The sequence below is a fragment of the Halorubellus litoreus genome (assembly GCF_055378595.1).
Genome location: NZ_AP043835.1, coordinates 74,527 through 89,405 on the forward strand (window position 1 = coordinate 74,527; position 14,879 = coordinate 89,405).

Genomic DNA, 14,879 nt, shown 5'->3' on the forward strand with positions numbered 1-14,879 from the left:
AGTTCTCCACTAAGATTGCTGGGCACGGACTCGTTGTGGGTCACCATGTTCGCGATAGACGCCAGTACGGTGCTCGAGGAACCGTCGGTGCTTCTGGCTGGTGTAGGCGAGTACGATCCCATCGTCGTATTCAACGAGTACGCCGCTTCCTTCGTCGCCACCGGGTTGGCCGAATTCGCAATCGAAGAGCTCTGCTTCGGTCGGGTCGAAGGGTGTGCCCCTGGTTGCGAAGACGGGGTCGTCTGGTGAGAGGACCGCACTCTGGTCCTCGTGAGTGGCCCAAACGCCGCGCTGCTGCCAGTATGCCTTGGCGTGCTCGAGGCTCATCCGGACGCGCTCGCGGAGCGAGCTGTCGTCGTGGGTCCGCCAGTGTGGCTGGACGGGATACCAGACATCGCCATATCGGAGAGCGTTCGCAAAGAAGCCGTTGTAGTCCATTCCCACGATATTCGCTGGTTCGAGGCCGGTGACCGTCGGCTGCGTGAGTTCCTGGATGAGCGTCCAGCGACGCTGTGGCGCGCCGCCGAGCAGGTGGAGCCTGCGCCCACGCCAGTCCGCGAGTGCTGAATACTCCTCGGGAGTGTGGTCGGCTTTCCCGGCGTGACTCCCAGCCGGATACCCGAGCACGACCCAGTCGGGAATGACGTCGAATGCAGCCTCGCACTTCGGAACGATCACCAGCGTCGCCTCTGGATACGCTCGCCGAAGCTCTTGGGCGACCTCGACGTATTCTCGGGCTTCCGCTTCGGTGAAGGCGTCGCCAATGATGCCGACGTTCGGTTCGTGGCGCTCGAACACACGCGTCCAACGCTCGACGTCGGGGTCGCGAAAATCGTTATCCAGCACCGAGACTGGGACGTCGACGTTCGCGTACTGGGACTGCTGGAGCGTGTAATCCTCGCAGATGCCGGTTGCGTACCCGAGACGGTGGGCGTCGACCGCGAACGGAACCCGCTGCAGGAACGCTACGTACCCGACCTTGCGGGCTTGCTCGATCGTCTTGCTCGCGGAGGCACCGCCAGCGGGCTGTTGTGGGGTGGCCATCAGTCGAGCCAGCCCGGCTGCTGACAAACTACAGCAGTGAGTCGGAGCGGGAACTGAGGGCAAGAGGGAGTTTAGTCGATGAATGCGAGTGCACGCTCGATGGTTCGTTCGCCGTACGTGCTGCCGTCGGCGTAGTGGACTGTATCCCATTTTTCGCGCATCAACTCGGATTCGCGGAAGCAGGCATCGACGAGGGCGGGGTTCTGGTTCGTCCAGTACGCCAGGAGGCACGCGAGTGCCATGTCGGCTTCCGACTGGCTCGAGTACCCCGTAGTATCGCCACTCCAGAGGGCGTCGAACTTCCCACCATTCACGGCGTTCCGAGCACGTGCGACGACGGCCGCCACCGCGTCGCCACTTCCATCGACGGAACTGACGTCGTCCGAATCCCGCGGAGTGGACATGGTAGCCTGCTCGTCGCTCTGGCCGGTGGTGTCATCGCCGGTGAGGTACTGCTCATGAACCTGTGCGAGGGCGTCGTCGCGCTCGCACAGTTTCTGTGGGGTGTGGTCGAGGTGCCGGCCCGTGATGGTGAAGAATCGGGCGTTGTCGTAGACTTCGAGCCTCCCCCGCCGACGTCGTGTTCCCGGGAGGTCGGCTTTCGCGAGGACGTGCACGCCGAGTCCTGACGGTGAGGTCTCGGCGTAGGAGTCGAGGGTGGTGGTGATGTCGTGGGCGAGCGGTGAGAGCTCGCCGGTGACGGGGTTGCGGCAGTCGTCGAGGTCGACACCGACGAATGGGTCCTTGTCGGTGAAGACGAAGCCGAGGCCGTCGAAGCCGTCGACACGAAGGGACCGGCGTGCGGTCTGGTAGTCGACCCACTGCGTGGGTTCGTCAACGCTCGCGCGTTGCTGTGTCGACGGGTCGACCGGTATCTTCGTGCGCTTCCCATCGCGTAGTTCCGAGCGCCAGACGATCCACTGTGGATACTCCAGCAGCTTGGCAGGCACATTCCTCGCCGTCTCTGTTCTCTGGTTCACGGGATGCTGCCACCGATGGTCGGAACTCGGTCGAGCTCGAGTTCTCGTTCGACCCGGCGCTGGTGCTTGTCGTGGTCGTGTGGGTCCGGACAGGTGCAGGTCCCGTTGACGATGTCGACGAGGTACGTGGAGTTGTCTTGCTTTCGGACCTGATAGACGCCGCCTTTCTTGTAGAGCGTCACCGCCATCGGCTCTTCGAGCGCACGCTGAGTTCGCCCCGGCAGCGTGATGCCATGAGCGAGCCGATGGGTGGTCGTGTCGATCAACGGTTCAGGCCCGTCGCTGGGCGGCGTTCGGTGTGGGTCAATGGTGTGAGACATCGTCGCCTCCAGCGCGCATGGGGGTGAATAAACAGGTCCAAGACGGAAGCGGCACGAGCATCGGTATGAGCGAAGACGGTTGGCATCACGACCGGCTTGACCTGACGGAGTACCTTCCGGATGCCGTCTTGGAGGGGAGCGAGGAGCGAATCGTGTGCGAAGTTCGAGTGTGGAGCGACCTTGCAGGTAGAGAACGGGAAGTGGTGGCGGAGTATCTGCGAGGGCTTGCCGACGGAATTGATCCCACTGTTGAGGGTCAGTCTGGGCTCGAGGAGTGACGGAGTTGTCTGGCGCGCTCCTGGCAGAGTCGAAGCACGCCCGGGCGGGCGCGGTGCTGGTTTTCGGCGGCGACGACGCGCTTGACGTCGTCGACTGAGTCCAGGAGTTCGACGGCTGCTCGGATGAGGTCGGTGTTCGCGGTCTGGACGAGCGTCTCTGGTGGGAGGGCGTCGAAGACCGCGACAGGCTGGCCGGGGGTTGTCCGGTCCGTCGTGGCGGCCATCCCTGGTCACCAGTGTTCGACGCAGCCGAGTTCCTGATCCTGCGACCGGAGGACGTACAGGCTGGTATCGAGTTGGTCGCGTTCGACGAGGCGATGGGTGCGGACGACGAGCACGGAGCGGCGGCGGCCGCCGCGGGTCTCCCAGTCGACGTCGTAGCCGACGACCGGTGCGCCGCGATGGATGTCGCCGACGTACTGGTCCGGGCCAGTCCACTCGACATCGACGCTCGTTGAGGAGTGAGGCGCGTCGACGGTTGCACCCCCGTAGACGGAGACGTCGGTGTGGTGGGTTTTGAGCTGGCCGACCGTCAGCAGCGTCTCCGCACTCACTTTGACCGTCGTCTCGGCTTCGGTCTCGAAGAAGTGGAACGAGGACGTCGAGTGCGGCGCGGCAGTGTGGCTCGAAATCGGGGAGTTGTAGACGTAGTCGAGCGTTTCGACGAACCGTTCGATACCATCCAGAACGACTGGGTTGGCTTCTTCGACGGCGAGCTCGTACTCGGTGTCCGAGCGTGGACGCGTGCCGGTGACGGTACGTTCAGGGCACTGGCTGTCGTCCTGTGGCCGCGCGATGTGGCCGGGACGCGAGAGCAGGACGCCTTCTGGCCCGCTGAGGACGAACGGCTTCCGTCCGCAGGCGACCAGCGTGTACGCGTCGTGGTCGTAATGCCCGCCGCCGGTGAGGAGTCGAAGCGCCTTCTCGAGTTGAGTGGCGTCGATGCCGTAGCCGTACCGGCGGCCCGCCCCGTCCATCTCGCCGAGATACCGCTCGAACCCGTCGAACGCCGTGTACGTCTCTGGGATGGGCCACACCGCGTCGCCGTACTCGTCGACGTAATTGGTGACGGTCTTGGCGTCGTCGACGACCCAGTAGCCGTCGCCGGGCGAACAGCTAAGCTCGCGCTTGCGGCCCTGGACGGTCTGGTAGCCGCTGAGTTGCTTGCACGCCACGCCCTCGATGTCGGTGTCTCGTGGGAACGAGCGATGGTCGTCCGGGGGTTCGGTCGGCGTGAACGTGAGGTCGTGGCGGGTGGTGAACGATACAGTCGACTGGTGGTCTGATTGCGTGGACATATAGATAGTACGAGGCAGGCTAGTGCCAGGTGGCGAGGTGGTCGAGTGCCTGTTCGGTCGTGTCGGCGAATACTGACTCGGGGTCCGTGGCGTTCGTGTCGACGAGCACCCGGAGTTCGAGGATGTCTGGAAGCGATACGCCAGGCAGGTGGCGTTCGAGTGCGCGCAGCGTCGCGCCGACGACGTCGTCTTGGTCAGTGCAGTCTGCCCTGAGGACATCTTCACGGACCGCTGTCAGCACACTCGCGAGCGACTGTTCGGCGTTGCGTCCGTAACTTGGGACCGTGACGTCGTCGTCGTCGGAGTCGATAGCGACCGTCGTCATCGATTCTGGTGGGGACCGCCGGCGAAGATTTCGCCCGTCTGTTGAGCAAGTTGATGCTCGACTGCGGGTGGGAGCTTGAGTCGGAGAGCAGGTGCAACTGGACTGTCGGCTGGTGGATTCGATGCCATCTGAGAGTTCCTCCACCCCGCCAGGGGACTGATAAACAGGATTCGTGAGCGAGAACGTCGGGTTGCCTCAAGGTCCAGCATCCCCGCGATATCTGTCACTCATGGATGGGAAACGGTGGCTGTCAGGGCGGATTGCTAGCGGCGTTTAGGGGTTCAAACGAATCTCGGTGGTAGGCTGTCCGCCAGAGTCTCAGGACGGCACGGGTGACCAGAACTTCGAGGGACTGCTCGATGCAGGAATCCTCCACCTCGTCAGGGTTCGAGGATGCATCCGGCGGTGGATGATAGTGCGCTAGTCCCTCAGCGTGGATGTAGTCGCCGTCGTGGTGATGTTTGCCCCAACGGAAGTTGACATCCTCGGTGTCCGTGTAGTGGAATTTGTAGTCGTCTTTGGTAGTCCACTGGACGTCGATGCGCGCCGCCGTCGCTGCTCGAAGGCCATCATCCAGCTGGACCTCGACAGCCGTTGGGTTCAGGTAGTCGTCGAGTGCTGGCGTAGCGAGTGGCTCTTCGCGGTCGATGACGTCACGAATCGAGATGAGGGCCGCGCGGTCGATCGGGCCGCGCAGAGAGTGGGATTCGTCTGTTCTTGGTGTTCGCGCCATCGATCAGGCGGTGAGACTGCCGTCTGTCTGCTGTCGGTCCCCATCGACGAACCGTTCAGCGTTCGCAATCGACAATGCGGCGTTTGCGAATGCGAGATTACGCCGCGTCGTCTGCCACTCCTGTAATACCTCAGGCTCAATCCTCGTGTGCTCTTCGTCGGTATCCGTTAGCATCTGATTCGTCTGCTCGACTGCTAGCTCTTCGGGCGAATCGACGCCGTATTCGGCCCGATAGTTCTCGAGTTGCTCACGCATGTCGGTGATTCGGGAGACGAGTTCGTCTGTCGAGACGTGTTGGAGGATGTCGGCGGCCTGTTCGACGACGAGTGACTCGGGCGAGCGACGGTACGTCGTCGCGCCATGCTTGCCTGGCGCAGTGGTGACGAAGCCCTCGTCTGCGAGCGCGTCCAGATGCTTGCGGGCAGTCTTTGTTGCAGTCTGGGCCTGGTCAGCGACCGTCTCGGCTGTGACTGGAGAGTACGTGTGCGCGACCACCTGTCGAACACGCTCGTACGGAGTCGTCTCGTCGACCCAGTCCTCCGTAACGGCGTCGTTGACGTCCTCGTATGGTGGCGCGTCCGCTGGATTCCTCATATCTCACCAATCACATTGAAGGAACATAGGACTTCCGGGTAATACTATATTCTCTCAGATTTCGGCGGCCACCAGTTCGCACACCCGGCGAAAGGAGCTCCATGACAGACTGGGAGCTACGAACCATCTACGCCCGTGGCCTCGTGGTGTGAGGCGTCGATGTCCCTGTCGTACTCGTCGGCGATGATCTCCAAGGCCGGCTCGTACGCTGGCCGGTTCGCCATCATCTGGTCGACGGCATCGTCCAACGGGATGACGGGATTGCCGTCGACCCACTCGACTTCGATACCGTTTGTCTGTGGGAACAACACGTAGTGGACGTTCCCGTCGACGGCGCTGGCGTCCGGGCGTTCGTTGATCGTCGTGTCGACACCGAACTGCTCGAAGAAGGCTATCCACCGTTCGATATCCCTGTCGTGGACTTCGATGAATACCGGGTAGTCGTCGTGGCCCCGGGCGATCTGGTAGCCGCCGTGCGTCCAGACGTACGCCGCGTCGATCTCCGTGTACGCGAACTCCATGCCGGCGAAGTGCGGAATGACGTACGCGTCCTCCTGAGAGATGGTTTCGCGACTGTACAATGCAGCCATCATCTCGGCGTACTGCTGGCGCAACTCATGGTCGACAACTCGGAGCCCGCTATCTTCATTACTGATAATATTAGCCTCTGCTAACCGTTCGACCCAGTCGTACACCCACGAGTACGAGACGCCGATCTTGCTCGCAACACGATTGATAGAATCACCACGCTGTATCGCTAAAACGATCTTCGCAGCGGTGGCATCCATCATCTCTATCATTGTTTGGATCCTCCAGATAGCCGCGTCAATTGGCTTGCTCTTAGTTATCTCTAATGAGATAGTAGATTATAGAACTTGCGGCGATATCGACCACTGGACGGTGTTGGTGAACTGCCTGTCAGCCCTTCAGAGGCCGAAAACCACCGTATACATCGGTAACTGCGTTCAGTTGCGACGATGCGTCTCGATGTACTCGACCATCTCGGTGCCGATTGCGTCCTCCTCGTGGGCGCGTTCCTGTGCGGTGGTGTCGGGCCACTCTCGGTCACGACTCCCGGTCTCGGACTCGGCGGGTGGGCCGGTTCGCGTTCGGCGACAGCGTTTGCACGTCCAGAGGTTGGCACCGGTGACGAGTGGGTCGTCGACGCGGGTGTCGGCGCGTTCGCGCCCCCGGTGGGCATGGGGTCCGGGCCCGCAGTCGTGGCACTTGAGGACGCGCGTTGGACAGTCCGCCAGTGTTCGAGTCTTCGTGCGGAGGACCCCAGCGACGAGCCAGCCGTTGTCTACGTCACCGACCTCATCGAGCGGATCGCCGTCAGCATCGTAGAAGACAGGCCGGTCGGTGTTCTGCTCGCGAATAGCATCGATCAGGGCGTTGGCGTCCGCGCTGTCCGCCTTCGCGAGTGCGTCGATTTCGCGCCAATCCGGACTGCCGAGGTGGTCTTGTTCGAGTGTGCCGAGGTCGTCCAGGAGGCGGACGCTCTGCTTCGACCGTGAGGGCGTAGAGCCGTCGCGGTCACGTCGGCGGATCGCGGTCCGGGCGAACGCTTGGGCGAGCGTCGCCAGTGGTTCGTCGACGTGGACGACGGCGACGCGGTCGGCCTGCCACTCGTAGGCTGGTGACTGGGATTCCGAGGCGAGAGTCTCGGTACTGTGGTCGAACTGGCAGTCCTCGCAGCGGTCGCGGTCCGTGGGCATCGGCTGGCCGTAGCGGGGGCACTCGCGTTCGTCACGAGGGGTGTGGTCGTCGAGGACGGGGTCGGTGACGGCACCGATTCCGTAGATATCCTCGGGGTCGTAGTGTGGGTTCGGGTCCGTGACCATCGGGCTACTGAGTCTGTACGCGGAATCGGATTTAAACATGAGGCAGAGGATTAGTGGAGAAAACGCGAGACTGAGTTAGCGGTGGAGGTGCGTCCAGAGGCTGGCTGCGGTCTCGCGGACGGTGTGCTGGCAGTTCGCTGGCAGTGCCTCGAGTGCGCGTTCGAGACTGGCGCGCTCGCTGGGGTTCGTCCAGGCGAGTGCAAGGTCGACCTGGTCGGTGACACCCGCCGACATCAGCACGCTCGTGGTCTGTTCGCCGATACCCTCGACGGCCCGCAACGCGGTATCGACGCCCCGCATCTCGACGGTCTGGGCGAGTGCCTGACCGTAGCGTGGGCCGGGCGACGTCTCGTCGCTCTCGACGGTCGAGAACGTCGAGATGGTGCTGGCCTGGCTACCGTCGAGGGCTTGCTGGTCGTCTTCGACATCGGGATACAACGTCTCCTGCTGACCGTCATCCTCGGCATCGTCAAGCGGGCGGTCGTCACAAAGGATGCTACTGGCGGTAGGCTGATCAGGTCGCGACTCGCGTTCACGCGTGTCGACGTTGGCACCGAAGTCTGCCAGTGAGGTCTTGACGGACTCATAAGTCGGCTCGAGCTCGCCATCGTCAGTGAACGCGAACTGCTGGTCGATCGAACTGTGGGTACTCTCGGTCATCTGTGGTATGTCCCAGTCCGCACGGGACACGAGAAATCTGATAAAGTACGTTCTTCACCCCCAGATTCGACTTCGAATGCCTCCTGTGGACGCTGCGTTCTCTTTTGCTTAGGATAATCTGGAGGCCTTACCCTGGGTTAACCAACAATGGGCCGTGTAGTGGTTTCTTGTTGGTTAATCCCGTGCGCTCCACTTCCGAGTCCTGGAAACGCCAATTGATAGATACAGGTAAACGATCTATCACTCTATGTGGTAACCTTCCACGAATCCGTCAAAACCGGGTGCTGAATACAGAAGGCACATTCAGCAAAGAAGATTTAATATGTGCATAAAATGGAAAATTTATATCAAGATGAAGATTATCGTGAAGCACGGCGTCCCATTACGAACACTAAAAGAGCAATCATAACGGCACCAAGGGCGGTTTCGGCTATAGTAAAAAACTGACCGATAGAAGTAGTTGGCCGGAAGTCACCAAACCCGAGTGCAGTGAAGGTCAAGGTACTGTAATATATGCTCTCCCAAATGACTCCCAATCCTTCTGATAAGCGACTCGAAGAAATAGCCGGACCTAATGCTCCTCCTGGCTTTACCGGGCGAATCCATCCACCTTGAAGATATGTTAGCGCAAATAGCAAAATAATGGTTATAGACCATCCAATTACTCTGCTAAATCGTTCACCGTATCCAAATATCGACTTCTCCATAGAGTGATAAAGTGCTGCAGAATATCTACTTTCCCGGTTCAGTTTATACAATTGCATATCTTGTCGAAGGATAAAAAATCGACCTTCCCATTTTTGTAAGGCATTTCTGTCTGCTAGACGCTCAAGTTCCAAATACACTCCACCGGCACGGACTTCCGGATTATTGTAGTCAGAGTTATCTGATTCTGCGATGTTCTTGAGCGCTTTCGGGTCGTATGCACACCTATAAGCACCTCTGCCTTCTGGTCCTAAAATTAATCTTCGAAAAATGGTTCGAAGCTTACGATCCTTCTTTTGATTTTCCTCGGAGGCGAGGTTTTGGAAGGTAGATTCATTAACACGTGCGTCAGCGAACAAAGTGCCCTCCATTTTCGCGTTTGGCAGTATGGCGTCAAATAAGTCTGTACGAATCATAGTAGCTCGTTCTAAGTTCGAGTTCGATAAATTGGTGTTTTGGAGTGAGGCATCTGTCAAGGTCGCCTTAGTTAAATTTGCGTGGGTCAACTGTGCGTCGCTACATTCTGCGTTTGTGAGATTTGCCTTAGTGAGATCAGCGTTAGGTAATTGCGTCCCTCTTAAATTCGCAGACGTGAGGGTTGACCTACGTAGAATTGCATCGTCGAATTGAGCCCCTGATAGGAAGGAATCGGTGAGATCTGCCTCGGTGAGATTAGCTTCAGACAGGTCGGTTCCCCAAAGACTAACATCTCGTAGATTTGCTCGCGAGAGGTGTGCAGAATGCAAATCCCAAGACTCTAACTCTGCGTTTTCGAAGTTCCCTTCTCGCAGGGAGCAATTCCTCAGAGAATCTTCGCCGACCATGAACGCGTCTGTGAGCTTCATTTTCGGGAGCTGAGCCCCATCTAAGAGTTCATCGAAAGGAGAATTCAACTCCCGAATATGTGGTGTGGCCCTAGCTTCACGAAGGTTTTCGACGGTTTTATGCTCAGTTTCTCTGGGATTTGCGTGCCAAGCACAGTAATTGGTGTCTGGAAGCGATTTCCGATAGCAACAGCTCTCTACCCCGATACCGAGTTCTAGATTAGGAGTTAACGTGAATTGAGGGTCGTAGTCTTCGGGCCAGGTATATCCGCATCGACCTGAAAGAGGCTCTCGCATAAAAAATATCTCTATAAGTACTATAATAATATTTTGGTACTATGGTTTCTTGAAAGGGTATTGGCAAAGTAGACCGTGGTTGCTTCATTCTATGCTAAGACTCGCGTTATGTATCTTGCACGGCGGTACGAATCTCCACTGAAACTGGCGGGAACTCCGGTGGTAAATTCGCAGACCTAGTTCACAGCGTTTTCAACGTTGAATTGGTCGAACCAAACGGGGTTCACCGATGTGATTCGAGCGTGTCGTCGAGGCATTCTATGAGGGACGCGGCAGTGGACTGGATGCGGTCGAGGCGCTCGCGGACGTCCGCCTCGTCCTGATCGGCCCACGCGGCGAGGTAGAACCGCGATTTCGATGCGTCCAGCCCGAAATGGCGAGCGATGACGTACGCAGTGGCTTCGGCTTCCAGTTCGCGCCTCGGCCGTTCGTTCTCGTCGAGGCTCGGTTCGTGGAGGATGGCGTGGGCGAGTTCGTGGACGGCGACACGCGCTTCATCGGCGTCGTTCGATTGGGCCTCGACCTCGATCGCTTCCGCATCGTGCTGGTAGACACCGCCAGCATCGCCGTGAGTCCACTCCCCGCTCGGGACGACCTCAAATGATATCCCGCGGTCCAGAGCGACCGCACGGACACGCTCCAAGAGGTCGCCCGGCTCGCCGCGCGTCGTGGTGTCGAGTTCGGGCAGGGGTTCGCCCTCGGTCTGACTCACGTCGAACACCGGGACAGGTTTGAATGCCACCACGCCCGTCGACCACTCCGCTGGTGGGGCGTCGTCGTATTCGCAGTCGATGCTGTCGTGGTACGAGGGACTGTTCCCGCAGTCGGGGCATTTCGCGGCGGTGATGGGAGCCCAGATCCAGATCGCTTGCTCGCCTTCCTGGACGTGCCGGTCGAACTCTTCACGCCACGTATTGTAGCCCGCAACGCGGGTCGCTTCGGGCATCTGCGCGTAGATCAGCAACGTGTTGTTGAGCGAGTAGTCGTGGAACTGGGATTGGACGTCGAGCCACTGCTGGAAGTGCTCGCTCGCTTGTGCGTCGTCGACGCCGCTGGCGAGCTGGTCAAGCCAGGCGTCGATCGTCTCGTGCATTGCGTCGCGGCGGTCGTCGACGTCCGTGAACGACTCACTCCCTGGCAGGATTCGGTCCTGTTCAGACGTGCAGTCTGTCGACTCTTCGGGTTCGGTGGGTGTCGTGGCCATTTCGTGGTCCCTCCACTCGCCGAGGGGAGCTACAAATCGGTGTCGTCGCGTGCTTCCCTCCCTTGTGAGAACCGGCGTGGGCGAGTCAGTGGCGGATTCGTGGGGCTATCATTGTCCGGACGTCGATGGCGTCGCCGAGTTGGTACGTGAACTCGATGGGGTGGTCTTGGCCGAAGCGCATCCCAATCTGGCACGACCGAGGCATCCCTTTGCGGGCGTCCTTGACGTAGTCGAGGCTGTACAGCGATGAACTATCTGTGAGACTGTCGATTGTGTCGAGCTCGTCGTCGACGGTGTACTGCATGTCGTCGCTGTCGCCCTCGACGGCGAACACCACCGCCTCGTCTTCGGGACTGCCTGCGACTTCGATATGGTCGGCGATGAGATTCGCCGCCTTGTACGCCTGACTCAACTCGGCCTTCGCGAACGTCACGTCGACGTCCATCTCTAGCTCGGGAATCTCGGGGTCCGACCGGATGGTTTCGGGGTCGGGACACGACAACTCGAACTCGAGACCATCGACCTTGATTTCGAGCTTCCGGGTTGCTTCGTTGAGGGAGAGGGAGACGAGTTGGCCCTTGTTCGCCATGCCGAGGACCTCCGCGAAGCGCTCGAGGTCAAGCCCGATCAGACCGCCGGGCGTCTCATACTGCTCGAATACCATCGTGGGCATCCGTATTTCGGTCATCCCGACGTTCGCTGGGTCGACGGCCTTGATGCCGATGCCCTCCTCGGAGAGGTGGACGCGGGCTTCGTCGACGAACGCCCGAACCGCCGTCACGACGTCCTGAAGGAGACTCGCCTCGACGGTCGCCTCGAAGCTGTCAGCGGCCGATTCGGTGTCGAAGAACGCCTGCTCGGTGTCGTCCGCGTCTGAGTCAGTGCCTGCTTCCGCTTGGTTTGGCGTGGTCGGTTCGTCGGTGTCACTGGGAGTGCTTTCGGTCGTGCTCATGGTTGATCGTCCTCCACCCCACGAGGGGGTCAATAAAACGCGGTCGGACAGCGCATTCGGCGGGCGCCGTTGATTCCGCGAATAGTACGATATTTCAGTAGACATCCTTACCATTGACTCGAATCAATCATGGAATCCGACAACGATTCCGAGGTACGAATCGTTCGATACAGAGGGTGTATACAGTAACGTGACATCACGAGCTACCGGCCTCTGGCCAGGGTCCACCTTTTTCGTCCCAAAGTGTCTTGATGCTCCTAATGAGGGACCCCAAGGCTCCAGAATCCGTCGGACAGGTACCGACCGACGTTGCCGATGAGATGGTTCGTCGGTTGTTTGCAGACGGTACCCCCGATCCCGATGAACGCATCCTCTTCCCTGGCGTTGGACGCGGTGAACTCGTCGAAGCTGTTTCCCGGTACTGTGACCGTCACGATCTCGACTTTCCCGAGAGCGTCGCTTTAGAGACTAACGAGGGCCTCGTCGAAGAAGTCCAAGAACTGTTTGACGAACTGCCCCTTGACATTCGACACCTCGACTTTCTCGGCAGTCTGCCCGACCTCGGGGAGTTCGAATACATCCTGAGCGACCCTCCGGTGGCCAGACTGCGTGATCTTTCTCCGGAGGTTCGGGAGGACTTGGCGATGCGGTTCGATACCATCTCCGCCGACGAACCGGGTCGGGACGAGGATCTGTACCTCGCGTTCTTCGAGCAGGGGTTGGGAATGCTCGCACGCGAGGGACGATTGGTGTTCGTCACCCCCGACTTCACGAGCAAGCGCGGACACTCCGCGATTCCCGAGCTCAAGAGGCGGCTCACAACGTTCCACATCGAGGACATTGACGCGAGCCCCGTCGAATCGCCGTACGACCAGATTGAACTGGATGTCGTCATTACGACCGTCGCACATGCAGAGCCAGACCCGGAGTACGCATCGGAGGTTGACTTCGACGGTGTACAGGAGGCTCTGACGGTCCCCTATGACATTGGTGTCGCGGACATCATGACCCAGGGCCCGATGTCGTTCTACCCCGATGACGACGTCCACGATGTCTACCTCTCCCTGGTGAAGAACGACTACGACGCGGCACCCGTCCGGGAGCGGGATAGTAAGGTCTGCCTCGGCCTCGTGTCGAAAGCAGACCTAACTGGGGCCGACACTGGTACGCTCGCTGACGGCTATATCAAGGAAATCAAAGAGAGCCTACTCGTCCCCGTTACGTCGTCGTTCGATGAAACTCTTGACCGGTTACGAGAACGGCGGTTCTGTCTGGTCGGACCGAAAGATGACGTCCGAGGCATCGTCACCCGCTTCGACCTCAATAGCATGGAGGTGTACTTCCACCTGTACGCGAAGTTCGCTCGGTTTGAGATTGGGCTGCGGAACGCCATCCGTGACTACGGTATTGACTGGGAAGATGCACTCATGGACGCTGGAATCAGTTGGAACGACGTCAAGGAGCGCAGCGAGAAGTATAGTGAGAAATCCGAAGTCGCACAGGACGTGCTTGACATCCTACTGTTGTCTGATCTAATCAAGATTGTCGAAAACAGCATGATACAGGAGGAAATCGGATTCAACCAGTCGAACCTGGGGATTCGACCATCCACCATCAACGATCTTCGTGTCTCTGTTGCTCACTACCAGCCACTGATTCATACCATGGATACGACATCCTGGACGAAGCAACGGACAACGGGGGATTTCACCGAGATTTATGAAGCGCTGAACGGTTGCCTTGAGTCGATTGAAAATCAGAACTACGTATAGGATCCAATCACCGCACTTCATCCCCAAGTGAGGTGTTCTTGGGTTCTACTTGAGATGATTCAATCGATCTCCCCGACTTCGTTCAGGTCGTCGGTGTAGACAGACGACGTATTCACTACGACCCTCGACCACCACTCCGTACGAGCTGATGTCGAGACCTAATCACGATTCTGGATGAGACGAACGTGCTGGGCGGAATCTTCGCTATGCCGTTCTCATTTGTCCATACCCGCCACGTGTTCAAGTGATTCGATGAAATCAGCTTTGCCGATATCAGCGGTTATCACGGGCTTGATGCCTCCCAGATACTCGGTGGAGGGTTTCCAAGCGTCAAGCCACTCCGTCTCAAAGTAGTAGTTCGAAGCGTCAGGCCGGCCGCCACTCAGCTTCACCGCATTATCTAACAATCCGCCTGGCCTCTTGCCCTGGACGATTACGAGGTCTTCGAGGTGGCTACGATCCATGCTACTTAAGTAGCGTTTGATGTGAGCGTTCTGCCGGTTCCGCTCGACTTCGGCCAAGATTTGTTCCTCATCGAGCGAATTGAAATCCACGACACGGTCGACAACGAAGTAACCAATCAGGTATCGGTGCTTCGGTCGTTTTTGTCTCGGAGGAGTCAGCCCAGAGTAGAATCCGACGACATCATCGTGCGCAAGCGTGAGCAATTTGCTTCGAGACTTACCGGGGTCGCCGAACGTGAGGGCATCGAAGTTGGGATCGTGGTGGATTCGAATGTCATCAAATGACGCCGTCTCCTCCCCGTCATATACCACGTATGAGAGATGGTCATCGTGCCCCTCACTCGCGTACGTCGCAGTTTCTGTGGTTTCGTACTGCTCTGGTATCGGGATGTACTCGAATCGACCGTCCTCGAAGATCGGAGGACAATTCGACGCGTTCTGTGAGTCGGCGGCGATACCGACCAACACCAACGACATCAGCTTCCCCCGGGAACCGCCTCGAAGCGGTCCAAAATCTCATCGAGACCCTCTGCTGTCGGGCTACCGACGTTGAATTCATCCTCGGGCTTTATAACAAAGGTCGGT

At 59.0% G+C, this 14,879-nt stretch carries 17 protein-coding genes; 2 read left to right on the top strand and 15 right to left on the bottom strand.

Translation table 11 applies throughout. The features are described from left to right. Window positions 1–9: 9 nt before the first annotated feature. Genes ACZ48X_RS03075 through ACZ48X_RS03085 form a run of 3 tightly spaced genes read right to left on the bottom strand, consistent with a single transcriptional unit; the run spans window position 10 to window position 2,212 of the window. Window positions 10–1,194, bottom strand: a complete 1,185-nt coding sequence (locus tag ACZ48X_RS03075) for a DUF6610 family protein (protein ID WP_464379808.1) — start codon at window positions 1,192–1,194, stop codon at window positions 10–12. After that, entirely contained in the window at window positions 1,116–2,024 is a 909-nt protein-coding gene (locus ACZ48X_RS03080; protein ID WP_464379809.1) for a phage NrS-1 polymerase family protein, read from the bottom strand. Before ACZ48X_RS03080 ends, ACZ48X_RS03075 begins: the two co-directional genes overlap by 79 nt. Beyond that, window positions 2,021–2,212 (bottom strand): hypothetical protein, encoded by a 192-nt coding sequence (locus ACZ48X_RS03085; protein WP_464379810.1) that lies wholly within the window; start codon window positions 2,210–2,212, stop codon window positions 2,021–2,023. Before ACZ48X_RS03085 ends, ACZ48X_RS03080 begins: the two co-directional genes overlap by 4 nt. 197 nt (window positions 2,213–2,409) lie before the next feature. On the opposite strand from ACZ48X_RS03085, the gene ACZ48X_RS03090 reads away from it, so the two are divergent. Continuing rightward, the gene (locus ACZ48X_RS03090) at window positions 2,410–2,622 is read left to right on the top strand and encodes a hypothetical protein (RefSeq protein WP_336351856.1); all 213 of its coding nucleotides are present in this window, start codon (window positions 2,410–2,412) and stop codon (window positions 2,620–2,622) included. Here ACZ48X_RS03090 and ACZ48X_RS03095 read toward each other — a convergent pair. From ACZ48X_RS03095 to ACZ48X_RS03145, 11 genes are all read right to left on the bottom strand, one after another. Beyond that, complete coding sequence (locus ACZ48X_RS03095) at window positions 2,601–2,846, bottom strand: DUF8129 domain-containing protein (RefSeq protein WP_336351855.1); 246 nt, start codon at window positions 2,844–2,846, stop codon at window positions 2,601–2,603. The two genes, ACZ48X_RS03090 and ACZ48X_RS03095, sit on opposite strands and share 22 nt — an antisense overlap. Window positions 2,847–2,852: 6 nt before the next feature. Next, entirely contained in the window at window positions 2,853–3,920 is a 1,068-nt protein-coding gene (locus tag ACZ48X_RS03100) for a hypothetical protein (protein WP_336351854.1), read from the bottom strand. Window positions 3,921–3,939: 19 nt separating this feature from the next. After that, entirely contained in the window at window positions 3,940–4,245 is a 306-nt protein-coding gene (locus tag ACZ48X_RS03105) for a hypothetical protein (RefSeq protein WP_336351853.1), read from the bottom strand. A gap of 250 nt (window positions 4,246–4,495) precedes the next feature. Then, window positions 4,496–4,978 (bottom strand): toxin-antitoxin system TumE family protein, encoded by a 483-nt coding sequence (locus tag ACZ48X_RS03110; protein WP_336351852.1) that lies wholly within the window; start codon window positions 4,976–4,978, stop codon window positions 4,496–4,498. Between the two features lie 3 nt (window positions 4,979–4,981). Beyond that, window positions 4,982–5,572, bottom strand: a complete 591-nt coding sequence (locus tag ACZ48X_RS03115; protein WP_336351851.1) for a DUF7342 family protein — start codon at window positions 5,570–5,572, stop codon at window positions 4,982–4,984. A gap of 116 nt (window positions 5,573–5,688) precedes the next feature. Next, the gene (locus tag ACZ48X_RS03120) at window positions 5,689–6,360 is read right to left on the bottom strand and encodes a helix-turn-helix domain-containing protein (protein ID WP_336351959.1); all 672 of its coding nucleotides are present in this window, start codon (window positions 6,358–6,360) and stop codon (window positions 5,689–5,691) included. A gap of 177 nt (window positions 6,361–6,537) precedes the next feature. Beyond that, a complete protein-coding gene (locus ACZ48X_RS03125) occupies window positions 6,538–7,455 on the bottom strand; it encodes a hypothetical protein (protein WP_464379811.1) in 918 nt (305 codons plus the stop codon). A 36-nt stretch (window positions 7,456–7,491) separates the two neighbouring features. Further along, a complete protein-coding gene (locus ACZ48X_RS03130; RefSeq protein ID WP_336351849.1) occupies window positions 7,492–8,076 on the bottom strand; it encodes a hypothetical protein in 585 nt (194 codons plus the stop codon). Between the two features lie 359 nt (window positions 8,077–8,435). Then, window positions 8,436–9,902 (bottom strand): pentapeptide repeat-containing protein, encoded by a 1,467-nt coding sequence (locus ACZ48X_RS03135; RefSeq protein WP_464379812.1) that lies wholly within the window; start codon window positions 9,900–9,902, stop codon window positions 8,436–8,438. Window positions 9,903–10,125: 223 nt separating this feature from the next. Continuing rightward, window positions 10,126–10,995, bottom strand: a complete 870-nt coding sequence (locus tag ACZ48X_RS03140) for an ArdC-like ssDNA-binding domain-containing protein (RefSeq protein ID WP_336351957.1) — start codon at window positions 10,993–10,995, stop codon at window positions 10,126–10,128. A 196-nt stretch (window positions 10,996–11,191) separates the two neighbouring features. Then, the gene (locus ACZ48X_RS03145; protein ID WP_336351848.1) at window positions 11,192–12,058 is read right to left on the bottom strand and encodes a DNA polymerase sliding clamp; all 867 of its coding nucleotides are present in this window, start codon (window positions 12,056–12,058) and stop codon (window positions 11,192–11,194) included. 260 nt (window positions 12,059–12,318) lie between these two features. On the opposite strand from ACZ48X_RS03145, the gene ACZ48X_RS03150 reads away from it, so the two are divergent. Then, entirely contained in the window at window positions 12,319–13,830 is a 1,512-nt protein-coding gene (locus ACZ48X_RS03150; RefSeq protein WP_336351847.1) for a CBS domain-containing protein, read from the top strand. 215 nt (window positions 13,831–14,045) lie between these two features. On the opposite strand, the gene ACZ48X_RS03155 is transcribed toward ACZ48X_RS03150, so the two are convergent. Then, complete coding sequence (locus tag ACZ48X_RS03155) at window positions 14,046–14,771, bottom strand: Nmad3 family putative nucleotide modification protein (RefSeq protein ID WP_336351846.1); 726 nt, start codon at window positions 14,769–14,771, stop codon at window positions 14,046–14,048. Between the last annotated feature and the right edge of the window lie 108 nt (window positions 14,772–14,879).